This is a genomic window from Actinomadura sp. CNU-125 (assembly GCF_001942465.1).
In the GTDB taxonomy this organism is placed as follows: domain Bacteria; phylum Actinomycetota; class Actinomycetes; order Streptosporangiales; family Streptosporangiaceae; genus Spirillospora.
The window spans coordinates 1-16,955 of sequence record NZ_MKJY01000111.1 but is presented as its reverse complement, the minus strand read 5'-3'; the positions used below and the strand labels follow the sequence as shown (position 1 = coordinate 16,955).

Here is a 16,955-nt window from a genome sequence, read left to right as displayed (position 1 = left end):
ATCCCCTCTACTCTGCGATAAAAGATACCGAATGGTCGGAATGTTGTTCAAGGGAGCGAGATGAGCGAGCAGCCGCAGGAGCAGATCGGCTTCCGCCTGTGGGCCGTGTCCGACCCGGACCTCTGCGCGATCATCACGGCCGACGACGCGCGCATCACCTACGGCGAACTGTTCGCCGAGGTGAACCGGATCTGCCACGGCCTGCGCGCCCGCGGGGTGACCGAGGGCGACACGGTGGCGGTCGTCCTGGCCAACAGCGCGGCCCTGGTCGCGGCCTACCTGGCGGCGATGCAGTCCGGGCTCTACCTCGTCACCGTCAACTACCACCTGACGACCCCGGAGATCGCGTACATCCTTGAGGACTCCGCGGCGAAGGCCGTCCTGTGCTCCGAGCGGGTCGAGGCCACGGTGCTCGCCGCCGCCCCCGCCGGCGTCGAGGTGTACGTCGACGGCACCCCGGCGGACACCACCGGACGGGCGCGCGCGCTGGCGGAACTGACCCGCGGCATGCCGCCGACCGACCCGGAGCGGACGCCCCACGGGTCGCTGATGATGTACACGTCGGGCACCACCGGACGCCCGAAGGGCGTCAAGCGCCCGCTCAGCGGCATCGACGCGGACAAGGGCGCCCTGACGTACGTGTGGCTGTTCGAGGAGTTCGGCATGCGCCGCGAGGCGTTCGGCTCCTGGCTCGTGTCGGCGCCGATGTACCACTCGGCCAACATCACGCCCGCGATGGGCGCGCTGAACTGGGGCGGCACGCTCGTCCTGATGGACGGCTGGACGCCCGAGGGCTTCCTGGAGCGCGTGCGGCGGCACGCGGTCACCGGCACGAGCATGGTCCCCACGCACTTCCACCGGCTGCTGCACCTGCCGGACGAGGTCCGCGCGGCCTACGACGTGTCGTCCCTGCGCTACGTGCTGCACGGCGCCGCGCCCTGCCCGGTCGAGGTCAAGCAGCGGATCCTCGACTGGTTCGGCCCGGTCGTCTACGAGTACTACGGCTCCACCGAGGTCGGCACCACGATCGCGCGGCCGCACGAGTGGCTGGAGCGTCCCGGAACCGTCGGCCGGCCCGCGTCGATCTCGACCCTGAAGATCCTCGACGACGACGGCAACGAGGTTCCGGCCGGGCAGACCGGCATCGTCTACATGCGGCAGGGCTCCGACACGGTCGAGTACCACAACGATCCCGGCAAGACCGGCGGCGCGCGGCGGCACGGCCTGATGACCGTCTGGGACGTCGGCCACGTCGACGAGGACGGCTTCCTGTTCATCACCGGCCGCGCCGCCGAGCTCATCCTGGTGGGCGGCGTGAACGTCTACCCGGCCGAGATCGAGGGCGCCCTCGCCGGGCACGCGTGGGTCCGCGACGCGGGCGTCGTCGGGCGCCCGGACCCCGAGTACGGCGAGGTCCCGGTCGCGCACCTGGTGCTGGCCGACGACGCACCGGACGTCCCGTCCGCCGTCGCCGGGATCCGCGCGCACCTCGCCGCCCGGCTGGCGGCGCCCAAGCTGCCCCGCCGGTACTTCGTGCACGCGGAACTGCCGCGCGACCCGAACGGGAAGCTCTACAAGGCCCGCCTCACGACCCCCGCGGACGCCGGGGACGCCGGGGATGTCGTGGAGGTTTCCGCGTGACCGCTACTTCCGTATTTCTCCCTTTCCGATACAGCGAGCCGGCAGGTGATGATGGACTTCGATGACAGCCCCGCGGAGCGGGCGTTCCGCCGGGAGGTCGGCGGCTGGCTCGACGAGGCGCTCGCCGACGTCCCGGACCAGGAGGACCTGTCCGAGGAGGAGCGCACCGCCTGGTCCCGGGTGTGGCAGGACCGCATCTGCGCGGCGAACTGGGCGGGCCTGTCCTGGCCGGTCGAGCACGGCGGCCGCGGCATGGACGCCCTCGCGCAGGCGATCTTCAACGAGGAGGCCGAGCTGCGCGGCGCCCCGTACGCGCTGAACGGCGTCGGCATGTACCTCGCGGGGCCGACCGTGATCGCGCACGGCACCGACGAGCAGCGGGCCCGGCACCTGCCGGGCATCCTCGACGGGACCGACTACTGGTGCCAGGGCTTCAGCGAACCCGGCTCCGGCTCGGACCTGGCGAGCCTCCAGACGTCCGCGGTCAAGGTCGACGGAGGCTGGCGGGTCAACGGCGCGAAGATCTGGACGTCGAACGCCCACAACGCGTCGAAATGCCTCCTGCTCGCGCGCACCGACCCGGACGCGTCCAAGCACGCGGGCATCACCTACTTCCTCGCGCCGATGGACCGCTTCGAGGTCCGGTCGCTCGTCATGATCAACGGCGACACCGAGTTCAACGAGATGTTCCTGGACGACGTGTTCGTCCCCGACGAGGACGTGCTCGGCGGCGTCGGCAACGGCTGGCGGGTCGCGCTGACCACGCTGGCGTTCGAGCGCGGCAGCATGGCGCTCAGCCTGTGGGTGTGGGCGCGGCAGGCCGTCGACCGCCTCACCGACCTCGCCCTGGAGCGGGGCATGGCGGACGACACCGCGTTCCTCGACGCGGTCGGCGCGCTGCGCTGCGACGCCGAGGCCGTCCGGATCGGCTCGCTGCGCATGGTCGGGGAGACCCGCGCGGGCGGTGCCCCCGGGCCCGAGACGTCCGCGCTCAAGAGCCTGTGGGCGGGCGTGGTGCAGGACGCGAACCGCCTCGCGGTGCGCCTGGACGGGGCGGGCGGCGTCCTCCTCGACGGCGGCGGGGCCGCCGCCCGGATGCGCCACTACCTGCGCTCGCGCGCCCACACCATCGAGGGCGGCACCGAAGAGGTCCAGAAGTCGATCCTTGCGGAGCGGGTGCTGAGCCTGCCCCGTTCACGCTGAGCGGAGTACCGGTCATGGAAGCGACGTTCACCCGGGAGCAGGCGGACATCGAGGCGTCCGTCCGCTCGATCGTCAAGGAGGAGAAGGCCACCGCGCGCGACGCGCTCGCGGGGGGCTGGAGCCCGCCCGGCTGCGACGCGGTCCTGCTCGCCGACTTCGGGCTGCTCGGCGTGCCCGAGTCCGCCGGGGGTATGGGGTCGTCCCTCATCGATCTGCTGGTCGCGGTGGAGGTGCTGGGCGAGCGCCTGGTGCCGAGCCGGTTCCCGGCGCACGCCGCCGCCGTCCAGCTCGCCGCCGGGCTCGGCGAGCTGCCCGCGGACGTGCTCGACGGACGCACGGTCCTGACGCCCGCGGTCGACGTGCCGGGCGCGCCCGGCTGGCCCGAGCCCGGCACCGCCGAACCCGGCGCGGCCGGGACGGGCGCGGCCGGGACGCTCGTCCGGACGCTCGTGCCGTACGCGGCCGAGGCGGACGCGTTCGCGGTGCTCGCCGCGGACGGCGTCCGGATCGCCCCGGGGGAGGTCACCGTGCGGGAGTCGTTCGACCCGTCGGTCCCGCTGTCCGACGTCGTCCTACCGGCGGGGACGTCTGCGCCGGCGGCGCCGGGCGCGGGACGCGCGGCGCTCGTCGCGGCGGCGGAGCTGTGCGGCGTCGCCGCCGGGGCGATCGGCCTCGCGGCGGAGCACGCCCGGACCCGGACGCAGTTCGGCCGGGTCATCGGCTCCTTCCAGGGGGTCGCGTTCCAGCTCGCGGACGCCGTCAAGCACCGGAAGGCGGCCTGGGACCTGACCCTGTACGCGGCCTGGGCCGTGGACCGGGACCGGCCCGAGGCGGCGGACCTGGTGCACGCCGCGAAGGCGGCCGCCGGGCACGCCGCGGTGTTCGCCGCCGAGCGCTGCGTCCAGGTGCACGGCGGCATGGGCATCACGATGGAGGCGGATCCGCACCTGTTCCTGCGCCGCGCGCACGTGCTCGACGCGCGGCTCGGCCGCGGCTCGTGGCACCGGCGCCGCGTCGGCGAGCTGCAGGTCCGGCGGCGCCGGGGCGCGTAGCCGGGCCCGGGGCCGTCCGGTGGCGGACGGCGCCGGGCCGCCGTCATCGACAGATAAGATACCGACTGGTCGGAATATAAGGAGTGGCAGTGAAGTTCGGGATCATGAACCTGTTTCCCGTGAGCGACGGGGCGTCGGACCACCAGGTGCTGCGCGAGACGCTCGAGGAGATCGAGCTCGCCGACGAGCTCGGCTTCGACTCGGTCTGGCTGGCCGAGCACCACTTCTCCAAGTACGGCATCCTCGGCAGTCCCGTGAGCTTCGCGATGGCCGTCGCGGAACGCACCAAGTCGATCACCATCGGCACCGCCGTCCTGGTCCTGCCGCTGCACGACCCGCTCCGGCTGGCCGAGGACATCGCGGCGCTCGACGTCCTGTCCGGCGGCCGGGTCACCATCGGCGTCGGCCGCGGCTACCAGCCGAGCGAGTTCGCGGGGTTCGGGATTCCGCTCGAAGAGTCCAAGGTCCGGTACAAGGAGACCCTGGACGTCCTGCGGCTCGCCCTGACGCGGGAGAACTTCAGCTACCACGGTGAAGTGCTCCACTACGACGGCATCACCACGTACCCGCGCCCGTTCACCCCGGGCGGCCCGCCGATCCTCCAGGGAACCGTGTCCCCGGACAGCTTCCGCGACCGCGGCGCGATCGGCGAGGCCATCATCACCTCGCCGAACTTCACGCCCCTCGGCATCATGCAGAAGAACTTCGACCTGTACCGGACGGCGATGGCGGAGAACGGCTTCGACGTCTCGTCCTACGACCTCCCGTTCATGCAGCAGGTCTGGTGCGGCGACGGGGAGGCGGGCCTCACCGCCGCGGCCGAGGCCGCGCTCGGCTACTACCGGACGGTCGGGAAGGTCATCCCCGGGTCCGAGCAGGCCATGGAGAAGGAGCGGGCCTACTACGAGGCCGTCGCCAAGAACATCGAGCTGCTCACGCTCGAACAGACCCTCACCCACGGCGGCAACTTCGGCTCGGCCCAGCAGGTCATCGACACCATCGAGAAGCTGCGCGAGCAGCTCGGCATCAACCACTACATCGGCTGGCTGCGCATCCCCGGCCTGGACCGCAAGGCCGCCCTCAAGTCGATGGAGGAGTTCGCCGCGAAGGTCATCCCGCACTTCCGCGCGCAGGAGCAGGCCGCCTCCGCCGCCGGACCGGCCGCCGGAGCGGCGGGCAGGGCGGGCGCGGGTTCGATGGGGCGGGCGGTCGCCGGGTGAAGATCAGCGCCTTTCTGAGCGCCCAGTTCGATCCGTCGGCGCCGGCGGCCGACGGGCTCGACGGCGTCGTCCGGCAGGCGGTCGCCGCCGAGGAGGCCGGGTTCCACGCCGTCTACCTCGGGCACCACTACCTGGCGAAGTCCGCGTTCGTCCAGCCGATCCCGCTCGCCGGGCACCTGGCGGGCGCGACGGCGCGGTTGCGCATCGGCTTCGGCGTCCTGCTGGCGCCGCTGCTGAACCCGATCGCGCTCGCCGAGGACCTCGCCTCCCTCGACGTGATCAGCCGGGGACGGCTCACCGTGGGGATCGGCGCGGGCTACCGCAGGCGCGAGACCGCCGCGTTCGGCGTCGCGTGGGAGGACCGCCTGCGGCGGCTGCGCGAGTACGTCCCGCTGCTGCGGTCGCTGTGGCGGGGCGAGACGGTCGACGCCGCGGGCAGTTGGGGCGAGGCGCCCGGCGCGGCGCTGCCGTTGCGGCCCGTCCAGCCGGGCGGCCCGCCGATCTGGATCGGCGCGTTCGCCGAACCCGCGGTGCGCCGCGCGGCCCGCCTGGACGCCCCCTGGCTCATCGGGCCGAAGGGCGCCGACGCGGAGATCGCGGCGATGCTGGCGATCTACCGCGACACCCTGGCCGAACACGGGTTCCCGCTCGACCGCGAGTACCCCATGTCGCGCGAGGCGTTCGTCGCCGACACGCGCGCGGCGGCGTTCGCGGGCGTCCGGCCCCACATGGAGCGGCAGTACGCCGGATACCGGTCGTGGGAGGACGCGCAGACGCTCGACATCGACCGGTACATGGCCGAGGACTGCCTCGTCGGCACCGCCGACGACATCGTGGCCAAGCTGCGCCGATGGGAGAACGAACTCGGCATCACCGAGGTGTGCCTGCGGCTCCAGTTCGTGGGCGCGGGGCAGGAGGAGACCATGGAGCAGATCCGGCGATTCGGCGCCGAAGTCGTCCCGCGCCTCGCCGCGGCGGGGGACGGGGGAGCGCGATGAGCGGCGCGAACCTCGCCCGCGTCCTGGAGGCGCGCGCCGCCGACCGCGGGCGGGCCGTCGGCCTGCACGGCGAGGACGGGCGGTCCTGGACGTTCGACGAGATCGACCTCCTCGCGGGCGGGGTCGCCGAGGCGCTCGCGGCGGCGGGCGTCGGCGCGGGCGACCGCGTCGCGTGCTACCTCACCAACGGCCCGGAGATCGTGTTCTTCCTGTTCGGCGCCTGGAAGCTCGGCGCGGTGCCGGTCACGATCAGCAGCCTGTACAACGCGGCGGAGCTGGCGGAGTCGGTCGCGAAGACGTCCCCGAAGCTGCTCCTGGTCGACGCGCACCGCACCGCCGTCCTCGACGGGGGCTTCGACGCCGCCGGGGCGGCGGTCCGGTCGGTCGGCCCGGCGGGTCCGGCGGGCCCGGGCGCGGCGGACGACGGCGGCGTCCGTCCGCTGGAGTGGGGGGCGCGGTCCCGCGTCGCGTCGGCCGACGTCGCGGCGGACGCCGAATCGTGCATCCTGTTCACCGGCGGGACGACCGGACGCCCGAAGGCGGTCAGCGTCACGCACGGCGGCACCCTCGGGTCGCTGCGGCGGCTCGCCCGCGTGTCGACCGGCGGCGAGGAGCAGGGCACGGCCGCGGCGGACGCGAAGCCGAACCTGATCGCGCTGCCGCTGTTCCACTCCGGCGGCCAGCACTCGCTGCTGTTCGCGTTCTTCGTCGGGCGCGGCGCGGTCGTCTGGGAACGGTTCGGGGTGGACCGCCTCGCCGCGCTCATGGACCGGTTCGCGTTCGACAACCTCTTCCTGCTGCCCACGATGGTCTACGACATCGTGCACGCCGAACGCGACCTGCCGTTCGCGGGCGTGAAGCACGTCCTCGTCGCCGGGCAGGCGATCTCGTGGCCGCTGCGCCGCGAGTTCGAGCTGCGCTACGGCGTCCCGATCCTGGTCAACTACGGGTCGACCGAGTCGGGCCACATCGCGGGCTGGACCGGCAAGGACATGAAGGCGGGCTTGTGGAAGCCGGGCTCGGCGGGCCGGATCTACCCGGGCGCGAGCTGGAGATCCGCGCCGACGACGGGACGGCGCTGCCCGCCGGCTCCGAAGGCGAGGTCGTCGTCCGGTCCGAGCTGACGAAGGGCTACGTCGACGACGCCGAGGCGTCCGCCGCGCTCGTCCGCGACGGCTGGGTGCACACGGGCGACATGGGCCGCGTCGACGCCGACGGCGTGCTGTGGCTGGCGGGCCGCAAGCGCGACATGATCAAGTGCGGCGGCTTCCAGGTGTGGCCCGAGGAGATCGAGGACGCGCTGCGCGAGCACCCGCTCGTCCGCGACGTCCGCGTGCACGGCCGTCCGGACGACCGGCTCGGCGAGATCCCGGTCGCGCTCGTCGTCCGCGAGGCCGGTGCGTCCGGCGGTGCGTCCGGTGGCGGGCCCAACGGCGGGCCGGTCTCCGCCGACGCGCTCGCGGCGGACCTCGTCGCGTTCGCCCGCGACCGCCTGGCCCACTTCAAGACGCCGCGCCGGGTCGAGTTCGTGCCCGAACTGGAACGCAGCGCCACCGGAAAGATCAGCCGCGCCGCGGTGCCCGGCCCGGAAGGGGAGCCGTCCGCATGAAGTTCGGGATCATGGCCTCGCACCAGTACCCGCACTCCGACGACCTCGGCGCGCACCTGAACGACCTGTTCGGGACGGTCGAGCTCGCCGCGGAGCTCGGCTACGACTCGGTGTGGACGATCAACCACTTCCAGTCGAACCTCGCGACCCCGCAGCCCATCTCGATGATGGCGAGCCTCATCCCGCGGTCGGGGGACATGACGCTCGGCACCGGCATCCTGCTCCTGCCGCTGTTCCACCCGGCGCACGTGGCGGAGGAGTTCGCCACCCTCGACCACCTGTCCGGCGGACGGGTCGTCCTCGGCGTCGGCGCGGGCTACCGCGAGAACGAGTTCGCCGCGTTCGGCGTCGACCCGGCGACGCGGTTCCGCCGGTTCGACGAGAGCATCCGCCTCATCCGGTCGCTGTGGTCCGGCGGGCCCGTCGACCACGACGGCGAGTTCTACCCGCTCGCCGACGCGTCCATCGGCGTCCGTCCGCTGACCCCCGGCGGCCCGCCCATCTGGGTGGGCGCGGGCGGGAAGAAGTCGGTGCGGCGGGCGGCGCGGCTCGGCGACGCCTGGTACGCGCCGGGCAACTCGCCCAAACGCGGATACCTGGCCGAGCACGTGGCGGTCTACGACGAGGCGCTCGCCGAGTCCGGGCGGGACCCGGCGTCGGTCGAGCGGCCGGTCGGGGTCGAGCTGTACTGCGCGCCGACCACCGAGCGGGCCGTCGAGACGGCGCTGCCGCACGCCCGCGTCGAGTACTCCACCTACGCCGAGTACCCCGCCCTGCGGTGGCAGCGCGACCGGTTCGACGACCTGGTGCGCGACACGCTGCTGCTCGGCTCCCCGGAGTTCCTCATCGAGCGGATCTCCGCGCTGCGCGACCTCGGGTTCGACCACCTCATCTTCCGGCCGGGCTGGCTGGGGATGCCGGCCGACCGCGTCCGCGACTCGCTGCGGCTGTTCGCCGCGGAGGTCTTCCCCGCGTTCCGCTGACCCCGGCCCCGCCCACGGGCCGCCCCCCGCACCGACCATCGACGAACAGGCAAGGAGAACCATGAAGAAGACCGAGGCAGAGCTGCTGGAGAACCAGTGGGACGTCGCGAACATGGAGGTGGACCCGGAGGTCCTCGCCTCGTACGTCCGGTACGACGTGGACGAGCGCCGCTCGGTCGCCACCATCACCTTCGACCGTCCGGACCGGCTCAACGCCGTCCCGGTCGCCGCCTTCGAGCGCGTCGGCGACCTGGTCCGGGAGGCCGAGGCCGACGACCGCGTCAAGGTCATCGTCTTCAAGGGCGAGGGCGACCACTTCGGCACCGGCGCGGACGCCGCCGAGCTGGGCCACTACATCGGCTACAAGTCCGGCACCGACAAGGCGTCGCGCCGCCGCCCGGCCCAGCGCCAGCGGATCCTCCCGGACCGCAACGTGCTCAGCTCGGGCTTCACCCGTCCGATCATCGAGTCGCTGAAGGCGACGATCTGCCAGGTGCAGGGCTACTGCTACGGCGGCCACTTCCAGATCGCGCTGTCGGCCGACATCGTCATCGCGACGCCGAACGCCCGGTTCACCCACCCGGCGTTCCGGTACCTCGGGCCGGGCCCGCAGGACATGTACCACTGGATCGAGAAGGTGGGCCTGACGACCATGAAGGACGTCATGCTCACCATGCGCGCGATCGGCGCCGAAGAGGGCGAGCGCAAGGGCCTGGTCACCAAGGTCGTCGAGCCGGACGAGCTGGACCGGTGGGTGGCCGACTACGCCGAGGCCATCGCCGTCATGCCGCTGGACTCGCTGATGATGGGCAAGTCGATGATGCAGGTCATGCTGGAGGCCCGCGGCAAGGGGCTGGGCGCCATGACCGGCTGGGTCGGGCACGGCTGGGCCACCAACGTCGCCTTCGAGGACGGCGACTGGAACTTCCTGAAGCGGCGCCGCGAGGTGGGCGTCGCGAAGGCCCTGGAGGAGCGCGACCGGCTGGTCGCGCCGTACTTCCGCCTCAGCGAGACCCGCTCGGCCGAGGACGGACGGGACGGGCGGGACGGACGGGACGGGCAGGACCCGGCGTGAAGTTCGGCGTCCTGCTGGACCACCAGTACGAACGGGGCGACGACATCCACCGCCGCACCGGCGAACTGGTCGAGTTCACCCAGCACATCCGCGACCTCGGCTACGACTCGGTGTTCGGCATCCACCACTACCTGTCGTCGCTGAGCACCCCGCAACCCCTCCCGCTGCTGTCACGGCTCATCGACCATTCGGGCGACATGCAGCTCGGGACGGGCATCCTGATCCTCCCGATGGGGCACCCGGTGCACTGGGCGGAGGAGATCGCGACCATCGACCAGATGTCCGGCGGCAGGTTCGTGCTGGGCATCGGGTCGGGGTACCGCGAGGACGAGTTCAGGTCGTTCGGCATCGAGCGGCGCACCCGGGTCTCGCGGATGAACGAGTCGCTCGACGTGATGCGCAAACTGTGGACGGGCGAGGAGGTCACGCACCACGGACGGCACTTCGAGCTCGACGGCGTGCGGTGCAGCGTCCTGCCCGCGCAGCGGCCCGGGCCGCCCGTCTGGGTGGGCGCGAACGGCCCGGTCGGCATCAAGCGGATCGCCGGGCAGGGGCTGCCGTGGATCGCGCCGTCGAACGTCCGCCGCAACTGGGCGGTCGGCAACCTGACCGACTACCGCGCCGCGCGGAAGGAGGCCGGATTCGGGGAGGACGGCGCGGTCTTCCCGATCCACCGCGACCTGTGCGTCGCCGACTCGTTCGAGGACGCGTACGCGACGGCGGGCACCGCGGTCCGCGCGTCCTACGGCGAGTACGTCCAGTACGGCATGGACTACTTCGACACGCAGTGGGAGGGCATCAAGCACAAGGCCCTGTTCTTCGGCTCGCCCGACGACATCGCCGCCAAGATCGAGGACTTCGCGCAGGCCGGGTTCGATCACTTCGTCTTCCGGGCGCAGTGGCTCGGCCTGCCGATCGAGCGCTCCGTCGAGATCGTGGAACGGTTCGCGCGCGAGGTGATGCCGAGGTTCCGCCCATGAAGATCGGTCACGTCATCGTCCCGTCCGCCGGAATGGACGAACAGGTCGCGTTCTACGCCTCGCTCGGGCTGGCGGTGAAGTTCCGCGACGGCGAGCGGTACGCCGCACTGACCGACGGGACGACCGTCATCGGACTGGCGGACGAGTCGCAGCAGCCCGTCGCGGGCCGGACGATGCTCGGCATCGAGGTCGACGATCTGGACGCGGTCGCCGCGCGGCTGTCCGCCGGGGAACCGGTCGCCGGTCCGCACGAGCGCCGGATCGTCGTCCGCGACCCCGCGGGCAACCCGCTCGTCCTCTACGAGCGGCTGCCGTGAGGCGCCGCCCGCCGCGGCGGCCGGGAGCGGGGCGCCCGTTAAACTCCCGATGATGTGCGCCGACAGGAGACCGGCACGGCCCCGGGACGCCGCCGCCGACCGTGCCGTGCTGCGCGAGACCATGGCCCGGCTGGACGACGGCGGCTACGAGGGGCTGCGCGTCGCCGACGTCGCCCGCTCCGCCGGGCTCGGCCTCGGCGCGCTCTACCGGCGCTGGCCGACCAAGTACGCCCTGGTCGTCGACGCGTTGCGCGCCGCCGCGCCGTCCCCCGCGGCGGAGCCCGCCGGTGACCCGGCCGACGGCCTGGTCGCGGTCCTGCTGGGGCTCGCCGACGAACTCGCCGGGCACGGCGCGCTGCTGTCGGTGCTGCTGACCCACCCGGAATCGGAGGTGGCCGCGGCGGTGCGCGAGGCGAAGCTGCAACCCGTCCGCGACGCCGTCCGGCTCCTCCTGGAGCGGATGATCGGGCCCGTCCCCGACCTGCCCGCCCGCGTCGACGCCGGCCCGGCGCTGATCGTCCAGCATCTCCTCCTGCACGGTGCTCCCCCCGGTCGCGCGTACATCGCCGAACACGTCCTGCCGCTGATGACGCTCGCGCCGGTCGGACGGGGCGACTCAGCGGAGTGACGCGTCCAGCAGGCGGAGCAGTTCGCCGGGGCGTCCGCCGCCGGGCGGGGCGGGCGGGTAGCGCCTGAGGACGTCCGCGACGGTGGGACGCGCGAGGGCCCGCGCCTTCGCGATGTGTTCGGCTCCGGTGCGGGGGTCGTCTCCGGCGGCGAGTTCGACGCCGCGCGGCGTGCGCGGCCGCCCCGAGGATGTGCTTGACCTGGGTGGCTTTCGCCAGCGGGTGGAGGTAGGCCGCGCTCGCGGCGGCCAGGGCCGCGCGTGCGGCTTCGCCCGCCGCGGCCCGTCCCGCGTCGCGGGACTCCCGGGCCGCGCGGTGCGCCGCCCAGGCGGTGTCGCGCTGCGCCTTCGTGCGCGCGGCGCCGTCCGCGAACGCCTGCGCGGCGTCGATCGCGGCCCGCGGGCGCCCGTCGCCGGGGTTCGCACGTTCAAAGACCGCGAGGGCGGGCCGTGCGCACGCCGCCGCGTAGCCGGCGACCTCGCGGAGTTCCGGCATGGTGAGTTCGAAGGTGATGGAGTCGTCCGGCATGGCTCGGCCTCTTACGTAGGGGCGGCTCTTGCCTCGACCGTATCGTTGAACCTTCGGTTGAAACTTCTGCGGTTTCCTCGCCGTTGCCCGATTCCGCAGGGTGAAGTTCTGCCAGTACCTTTACGCCGGGGACGATCTGTCCGGTGCGGCCTGGGAACACCGGGGCTGGACCACCGCGAAGGTACGCACAGAACTCGTCATTCTCGCCATTGCTGCGGCAACGCGGCTATGAGCGGGCTAGTCCGCGGCCCAGCGGGCGGTTATCTCGGCGGCGCGTTCGAGGTGGACGGACGGGTCGCGGCCGAGCATGCGGGCGAGGTCGGCGAGGGTGCGGGCGGGCGGCGGCAGGGCCACCGAGAGGCTTTCGAGCCCGGCGGGCGGGCCGTCCCGGTAGGGGAGCAGCGCCTCGTACACCTCCGCCGCCTCCGCCGCGTCGCCGAGGGCGAGCACCGTCATCGCCCGGAACGTGCGGAACGTCGTGAAGAAGTAGCCGGGGTGGGCCGTCAGCGCCGACCGGTGGAGGCGGCGTGCCTCGTCGGGACGGCCCGCGGCGGCGTGCGCGGCGGCGAGGATGTCGGCGACGACCGGGAGCAGATCGGACGGGACGTCCCCCGCCTCGTCCGCGAACGCGTGCAGGGTCCCCCGCGACACGGCCAGCGTCGCGCGTGCGAGCAGCGCGAACCCGGTGGCGTGCAGGGAGCCCTGGGCGGCCATCGCGTCGTCGCCGCGAGGTAGCGGGCTTCGGCGTTCGTCGAGGCGCCCGGCGGCGTGGGCGAGGGCGGCGGCGGCGGTCTCGGAGACGGCGGCGGCCTCGGGCATCCGGTACCGGCGGGCGAGTTCGGCGGCCTCGTCGACGCGGCGGCGCGCCTCGTCCGGGCGCTGCTCGTGCACGGCGAGCGCGGCGAGGTTGTAGGTGCCCGACCAGCGCGCGGCGGGCATGTCGTGCTCGGCGCCGAGGTCGCGGAGCTCGTGGGCGCACTCCCTCATGCGGGCGGTGTCGGGGACGTCGAGTTCGCGGGCGAGCGTGAAGAGCGTCAGGACGCGCAGCCGGGGGTCGCCGAGGTCGCGCGCGAGCGCGGCGGCCTGCGCCGCCTGCGGCAGGGCGCGTTCGTCGCCGGACAGTTCGGCGGCGCGGGCGTCGAGGAGCCGGCAGCGGACGTCCGGGGCGAGGTCGTCGCGGTCGAGGAGGCGGGAGAGCAGGCCGACGATGCGGTCGTCGACGGTGTCGTAGGCGCGCTGCATCCAGGGGACGGGTTCGGTCCACGCGGTGAACGCGGCGAGCAGCAGGTCGTCGCGTCCGGCGCGTTCGGCCAGGTCGACGGCCCGGTCGCGGGTGGCGCGGGCCTCCTGGAGCGCCCCGGCGCGCAGTTGCGCGCGCAGCAGGCGGCCGAGGAGGCCGACGCCGCCGTCGTCGTCGCCGTCGCGGGCTGCGGTCGAACGCCTCCAGCGCGCGGGCGAGCAGGCCGGCGGCGGTGTCGTGCGCGTAGCGGTGCTCGGCCTGCTCGGCGGCCCGGATCGCGTACCGGACGGCCTTGGCGGCGGTGCTCGCGGACGCGGCGCGGTGGAAGTGGTGCGCGAGGGCGGGCGCGTCGTCCGGGGTCAGCCGTTCGAGGGCCGCGCCGAGCCGGGCGTGCATGCGGGCGCGGCGCAGCGCGCTGAGGTCGGCGATCATGGTGTCCCGGACGAGCGCGTGCGCGAACCGGACGCGGCCCGGCGCGGGTTCGGTGAGCAGCCCGGCGACGAGGCCCGCGTCGAGCGCGTCCAGCACGCCGTCCTCGCCGGTGTCGGCGGCCAGGACGAGCGCGTCGACGTCGGCTTCGGCCGCCCGCGAGCGCGGCGAGGCGCAGCACGGCGACGGCGGGTTCGGGCAGCCGGGCGAGGCGGCGGCGCAGCACGTCCCGCACCCCCTCGGGGACCTGCGAGGTCGCCACCAGGGCGCCCTCGCCGCCGAGGAGGCGCGCGCTCTCCCGCACGTAGAAGGGGTTGCCGCCGGTCCGTTCGGCGAGCGCCGCGACCGTGCCGGCGTCGACCCCGGCGGGCACCTCGGCGGCGACGAGCCGGGCGACGGCCGGTTCGGGCAGCCCGCGCAGCGGCAGCCGCAGCGGCGACCGGCGCCAGGACGGCCAGGGCCTCGGTGAGCCGGGCGCCGGTCTCCTCCGCGCGGAACGCGGCGACCACGAGCAGGGGCCCGTCGCCGGAGACGGCGGCGAGCAGCGCGAGGGTCTCGGCGTCGGCCCAGTGCAGGTCGTCGAGCATGACGGCGAGGGGACGGCGCCGCTCCGCGTCGGCCAGCCACGTCCAGACGGCCCGGTGCAGGCGGAACCGTCCGCCGGTGGTGTCGCGGGGCCCGGCGGCCGACGCGTCCCGCAGCAGCGGCGCGACGTCGTCCGGTGCGGGGACGTGCCGGGCGAGGGCGGTGAGGGCCTCCGTCCACGCCCAGGCGGCGGGCGCGCCGTCGCTTTCCGGGCAGCGGCCGGTCACGACGAGGCGGCCGCGCCGCTCCAGGTCGTCCGAGAGGCGGTCCAGCAGCGCCGTCTTGCCGAGCCCGGCCTCGCCGGTGACGAGCGCGACCCGCAGGTCGCCGCGGTCGGCGAGCCCGGTCAGCGCGGCGAGCTCGTCGTCGCGTCCGAAGAACGGTTCGGGCTCGGGGGCCGGTTCCGGCGCGGGCGGCGGGGCGGGCGCGGGGACGTCGAGGGCGTCGGCGCGGCCCCGCAGGATCGCCGTCTCGGTGTCGGCCAGCGCGGGCCCCGGGTCGAGGCCCAGCTCGTCGGCGAGCATCGCGCGGGCCTCCCGGAGGGCGGCGAGGGCGTCGGCCTGACGGCCCGCGCCCCGCAGTGCCAGCGCCAGCAGCCGCCACCCCTCCTCGCGGAGCGGCTCGTCGCGGGTGAGGAGCTCGGCCTCGGACACGGCCCCGGCGGCGTCGCCCGCGCGCAGCAGGTCCGCGACGTGCCGTTCCCGGGCGGCCGTCCGCAGCCCGTCCAGCCGGACGATCTCGGCCCGCGCCCACTCGTCGTCGGCGAACTCCGCGAACGCCGGGCCCCGCCAGAGGGCCAGCGCCTCCGCCGCGCGGCCGGGGGCGCGGACGAGCGCGCCGAACCGCCACGCGTCCACGGCGTCGTCCGGGAGGCGCAGCGCGTAGCCGGGCGCGGCCGACACGAGTATCCGCGCGGGTGCGCGCGCGCCCGATCGGGTTCCAGCAGCCTGCGCAGGTTGGAGATGTACGCCTGGAGGGTCGTGACGGCCCGGGCCGGGGGCTCGCCGTGCCACAGCTCCTCGATCATGCGGTCCACCGGGACGACGCGCCCGCCCGCGGCGACCAGCAGCGCGAGCACCGCCCGCTGCCGGGGCCCGCCGAGCGCCGCCCGGACGCCCGACACCTCGGCCTCGAACGTCCCGAACACCCGAATCCGCACCATGTCGGGGTGATCTTAACCGTTCGTCCCCTCACCCCATGCCGGTTCCAAGTCGCGTTCCAAGTCGCGCTCCAAGCCGGTTCCAAGACGCCCCGCGCAGCCTTGGGGACATGAACAGCGACACGATCTCCAAGACCCCGTTCACCCACTCGATGGTCGTCATCCACCGCGGGATGCGCCGCGAGGCGCGCCTGCTGGCCGAGCTGGTCGGCGCGGCCCGGCCCGGCGACCGCCGCCGCGCCCGCGCCCTGGTCGCGCACCTCGACGACTACCTGCTCGGCCTGCACAACCACCACCACGGCGAGGACGAGCTGATCTGGCCGCTGCTGCTGTCGCGGGTGGACCTGGACGCCGAGGTGGTGCTGCGGATGGAGGCCCAGCACGAGAAGGTCGCCGCGACCATCGCGCGGCTGCGCGAACTCGCCGGGCCGTGGGCGCGGACGGCCGACGCCGCCGCCCGCGACGCCCTCGCCGCCGCGCTCGCCGAACACCTGGTCGTCCTGACCGAGCACCTGGACGACGAGGAGGCGAACCTCCTGCCGATCGCCGAACGGCACCTCACCGAGGCCGAATGGAACGCGCAGGGCGAACACTTCGCCGAGGCCACCCCCAAGACGAAGATCCTCACCCTGCTCGGCGTCGTCCTGGAGGACGCGACGCCGCGGGAACGCGCGGAGTTCCTCGCCGGGCTGCCCGCCCCGGCCGGGACGATCTGGCGGCGCTTCGGCGCGCGGCACCACGCCGCCCGGATGCGGCGGCTCCGCGAGGACGTCCGCACGTCCCGTACCGGCACCGCGCTCGCCGCGCTCACCGGCGCGGGCATCGCCTACGTCGGGCTGAGCTTCCTCATCGACCCGGTGGCCACCGCGTCGGGTTTCGGCCTGCCCGCCTGGCCGGAGGGCGAGGCCGCCGCGTGGCTGAACATCAAGGGCGTGCGCGACCTCGGCACGGGCCTGACCGTCTTCGCGCTGCTGGCCGCGGGCAAGCGCGCGGCGCTCGGCTGGGTGATGCTCGCGTTCTCGACGATCCCGGCCGGGGACATGCTGACGATCCTCGCCCACGGCGGCTCGAAGGCGGCGGCGTTCGGAGTCCACGGCGCGACGGCCGCCGCGGTGCTGGCCGGCGGGCTGCTGCTCCTGCGCGCCGCCCGCCGCCGCGCCTGACCGCGCGGCGGAACGCAAAAAATCCCGGACGGGGATGTCGAGAATCCGTCACCGGCTCCGTCCCCGGGGCGAGCGCGGCCGAGAATGGGTCGTACGAGCATCGAGGAGAGACACGATGGCGAAGTACCTGCTGCTGAAGCACTACCG

Annotated in this window: 15 protein-coding genes and 2 pseudogenes; 13 read left to right on the top strand and 4 right to left on the bottom strand. The window is 74.2% G+C overall.

The window, feature by feature from the left end:
- The first annotated feature begins 60 nt into the window (after positions 1 to 60).
- The 12 genes from BJF79_RS14410 (at position 61) to BJF79_RS14355 (ending at position 11,706) form a co-directional block, all read left to right on the top strand.
- Entirely contained in the window at positions 61 to 1,641 is a 1,581-nt protein-coding gene (locus tag BJF79_RS14410) for an AMP-binding protein (RefSeq protein ID WP_075897851.1), read from the top strand.
- Positions 1,642 to 1,689: 48 nt separating this feature from the next.
- Complete coding sequence (locus BJF79_RS14405) at positions 1,690 to 2,844, top strand: acyl-CoA dehydrogenase family protein (protein ID WP_083733435.1); 1,155 nt, start codon at positions 1,690 to 1,692, stop codon at positions 2,842 to 2,844.
- A 14-nt stretch (positions 2,845 to 2,858) separates the two neighbouring features.
- Entirely contained in the window at positions 2,859 to 3,896 is a 1,038-nt protein-coding gene (locus tag BJF79_RS14400; RefSeq protein WP_075897847.1) for an acyl-CoA dehydrogenase, read from the top strand.
- Positions 3,897 to 3,985: 89 nt separating this feature from the next.
- Positions 3,986 to 5,116 (top strand): LLM class flavin-dependent oxidoreductase, encoded by a 1,131-nt coding sequence (locus BJF79_RS14395; protein WP_075897845.1) that lies wholly within the window; start codon positions 3,986 to 3,988, stop codon positions 5,114 to 5,116.
- Entirely contained in the window at positions 5,113 to 6,114 is a 1,002-nt protein-coding gene (locus BJF79_RS14390) for an LLM class flavin-dependent oxidoreductase (protein ID WP_075897843.1), read from the top strand. The genes BJF79_RS14395 and BJF79_RS14390 overlap by 4 nt, the downstream gene beginning before the upstream one ends.
- Positions 6,111 to 7,238 carry an AMP-binding protein gene (locus tag BJF79_RS14385; protein WP_075897841.1) on the top strand — a complete coding sequence of 376 codons (1,128 nt, stop codon included), beginning with the start codon at positions 6,111 to 6,113 and terminating at the stop codon, positions 7,236 to 7,238. Before BJF79_RS14390 ends, BJF79_RS14385 begins: the two co-directional genes overlap by 4 nt.
- Complete coding sequence (locus BJF79_RS14380; protein WP_075897839.1) at positions 7,121 to 7,723, top strand: class I adenylate-forming enzyme family protein; 603 nt, start codon at positions 7,121 to 7,123, stop codon at positions 7,721 to 7,723. The genes BJF79_RS14385 and BJF79_RS14380 overlap by 118 nt, the downstream gene beginning before the upstream one ends.
- On the top strand, positions 7,720 to 8,706 hold the full coding sequence (locus BJF79_RS14375) for an LLM class flavin-dependent oxidoreductase (RefSeq protein ID WP_075897837.1): 987 nt from the start codon (positions 7,720 to 7,722) through the stop codon (positions 8,704 to 8,706). Before BJF79_RS14380 ends, BJF79_RS14375 begins: the two co-directional genes overlap by 4 nt.
- A 61-nt stretch (positions 8,707 to 8,767) precedes the next feature.
- Complete coding sequence (locus BJF79_RS14370; RefSeq protein ID WP_075897835.1) at positions 8,768 to 9,781, top strand: enoyl-CoA hydratase/isomerase family protein; 1,014 nt, start codon at positions 8,768 to 8,770, stop codon at positions 9,779 to 9,781.
- The gene (locus BJF79_RS14365) at positions 9,778 to 10,761 is read left to right on the top strand and encodes an LLM class flavin-dependent oxidoreductase (protein WP_075897833.1); all 984 of its coding nucleotides are present in this window, start codon (positions 9,778 to 9,780) and stop codon (positions 10,759 to 10,761) included. The genes BJF79_RS14370 and BJF79_RS14365 overlap by 4 nt, the downstream gene beginning before the upstream one ends.
- Complete coding sequence (locus tag BJF79_RS14360) at positions 10,758 to 11,078, top strand: VOC family protein (RefSeq protein ID WP_075897830.1); 321 nt, start codon at positions 10,758 to 10,760, stop codon at positions 11,076 to 11,078. Before BJF79_RS14365 ends, BJF79_RS14360 begins: the two co-directional genes overlap by 4 nt.
- Positions 11,079 to 11,184: 106 nt before the next feature.
- Positions 11,185 to 11,706, top strand: a complete 522-nt coding sequence (locus BJF79_RS14355; RefSeq protein WP_158079176.1) for a TetR/AcrR family transcriptional regulator — start codon at positions 11,185 to 11,187, stop codon at positions 11,704 to 11,706.
- A gap of 223 nt (positions 11,707 to 11,929) precedes the next feature.
- On the opposite strand, the pseudogene BJF79_RS66850 reads toward BJF79_RS14355, so the two are convergent.
- The 4 genes and pseudogenes from BJF79_RS66850 to BJF79_RS66845 all read right to left on the bottom strand — a co-directional run.
- Positions 11,930 to 12,199, bottom strand: a pseudogene (locus BJF79_RS66850) (putative immunity protein); the annotation flags it as partial.
- 270 nt (positions 12,200 to 12,469) lie between these two features.
- The gene (locus BJF79_RS59830) at positions 12,470 to 13,474 is read right to left on the bottom strand and encodes a hypothetical protein (protein WP_262401999.1); all 1,005 of its coding nucleotides are present in this window, start codon (positions 13,472 to 13,474) and stop codon (positions 12,470 to 12,472) included.
- 426 nt (positions 13,475 to 13,900) lie between these two features.
- On the bottom strand, positions 13,901 to 15,388 hold the full coding sequence (locus BJF79_RS59825) for a BTAD domain-containing putative transcriptional regulator (RefSeq protein ID WP_262401998.1): 1,488 nt from the start codon (positions 15,386 to 15,388) through the stop codon (positions 13,901 to 13,903).
- Between the two features lie 86 nt (positions 15,389 to 15,474).
- Positions 15,475 to 15,648 (bottom strand): annotated as a pseudogene (locus BJF79_RS66845) (response regulator receiver protein); the annotation flags it as partial.
- A gap of 107 nt (positions 15,649 to 15,755) precedes the next feature.
- Between BJF79_RS66845 and BJF79_RS14340 the strand changes: the two are divergent.
- A complete protein-coding gene (locus BJF79_RS14340; protein WP_262401996.1) occupies positions 15,756 to 16,808 on the top strand; it encodes a DUF4267 domain-containing protein in 1,053 nt (350 codons plus the stop codon).
- The last annotated feature ends 147 nt before the right edge of the window (positions 16,809 to 16,955 follow it).

Excerpts from the sequence above, each read along its gene's own strand:
- BJF79_RS14410 (WP_075897851.1), top strand. The coding sequence starts at position 61 with ATGAGCGAGCAGCCGCAGGAGCAGATCGGCTTCCGCCTGTGGGCCGTG.
- BJF79_RS14340 (WP_262401996.1), top strand. The coding sequence starts at position 15,756 with ATGAACAGCGACACGATCTCCAAGACCCCGTTCACCCACTCGATGGTC.
- BJF79_RS14370 (WP_075897835.1), top strand. The coding sequence starts at position 8,768 with ATGAAGAAGACCGAGGCAGAGCTGCTGGAGAACCAGTGGGACGTCGCG.
- BJF79_RS14405 (WP_083733435.1), top strand. The coding sequence starts at position 1,690 with ATGATGGACTTCGATGACAGCCCCGCGGAGCGGGCGTTCCGCCGGGAG.
- BJF79_RS14375 (WP_075897837.1), top strand. The coding sequence starts at position 7,720 with ATGAAGTTCGGGATCATGGCCTCGCACCAGTACCCGCACTCCGACGAC.
- BJF79_RS14385 (WP_075897841.1), top strand. The coding sequence starts at position 6,111 with ATGAGCGGCGCGAACCTCGCCCGCGTCCTGGAGGCGCGCGCCGCCGAC.
- BJF79_RS59830 (WP_262401999.1), bottom strand. The coding sequence starts at position 13,474 with ATGCAGCGCGCCTACGACACCGTCGACGACCGCATCGTCGGCCTGCTC.
- BJF79_RS14400 (WP_075897847.1), top strand. The coding sequence starts at position 2,859 with ATGGAAGCGACGTTCACCCGGGAGCAGGCGGACATCGAGGCGTCCGTC.
- BJF79_RS14360 (WP_075897830.1), top strand. The coding sequence starts at position 10,758 with ATGAAGATCGGTCACGTCATCGTCCCGTCCGCCGGAATGGACGAACAG.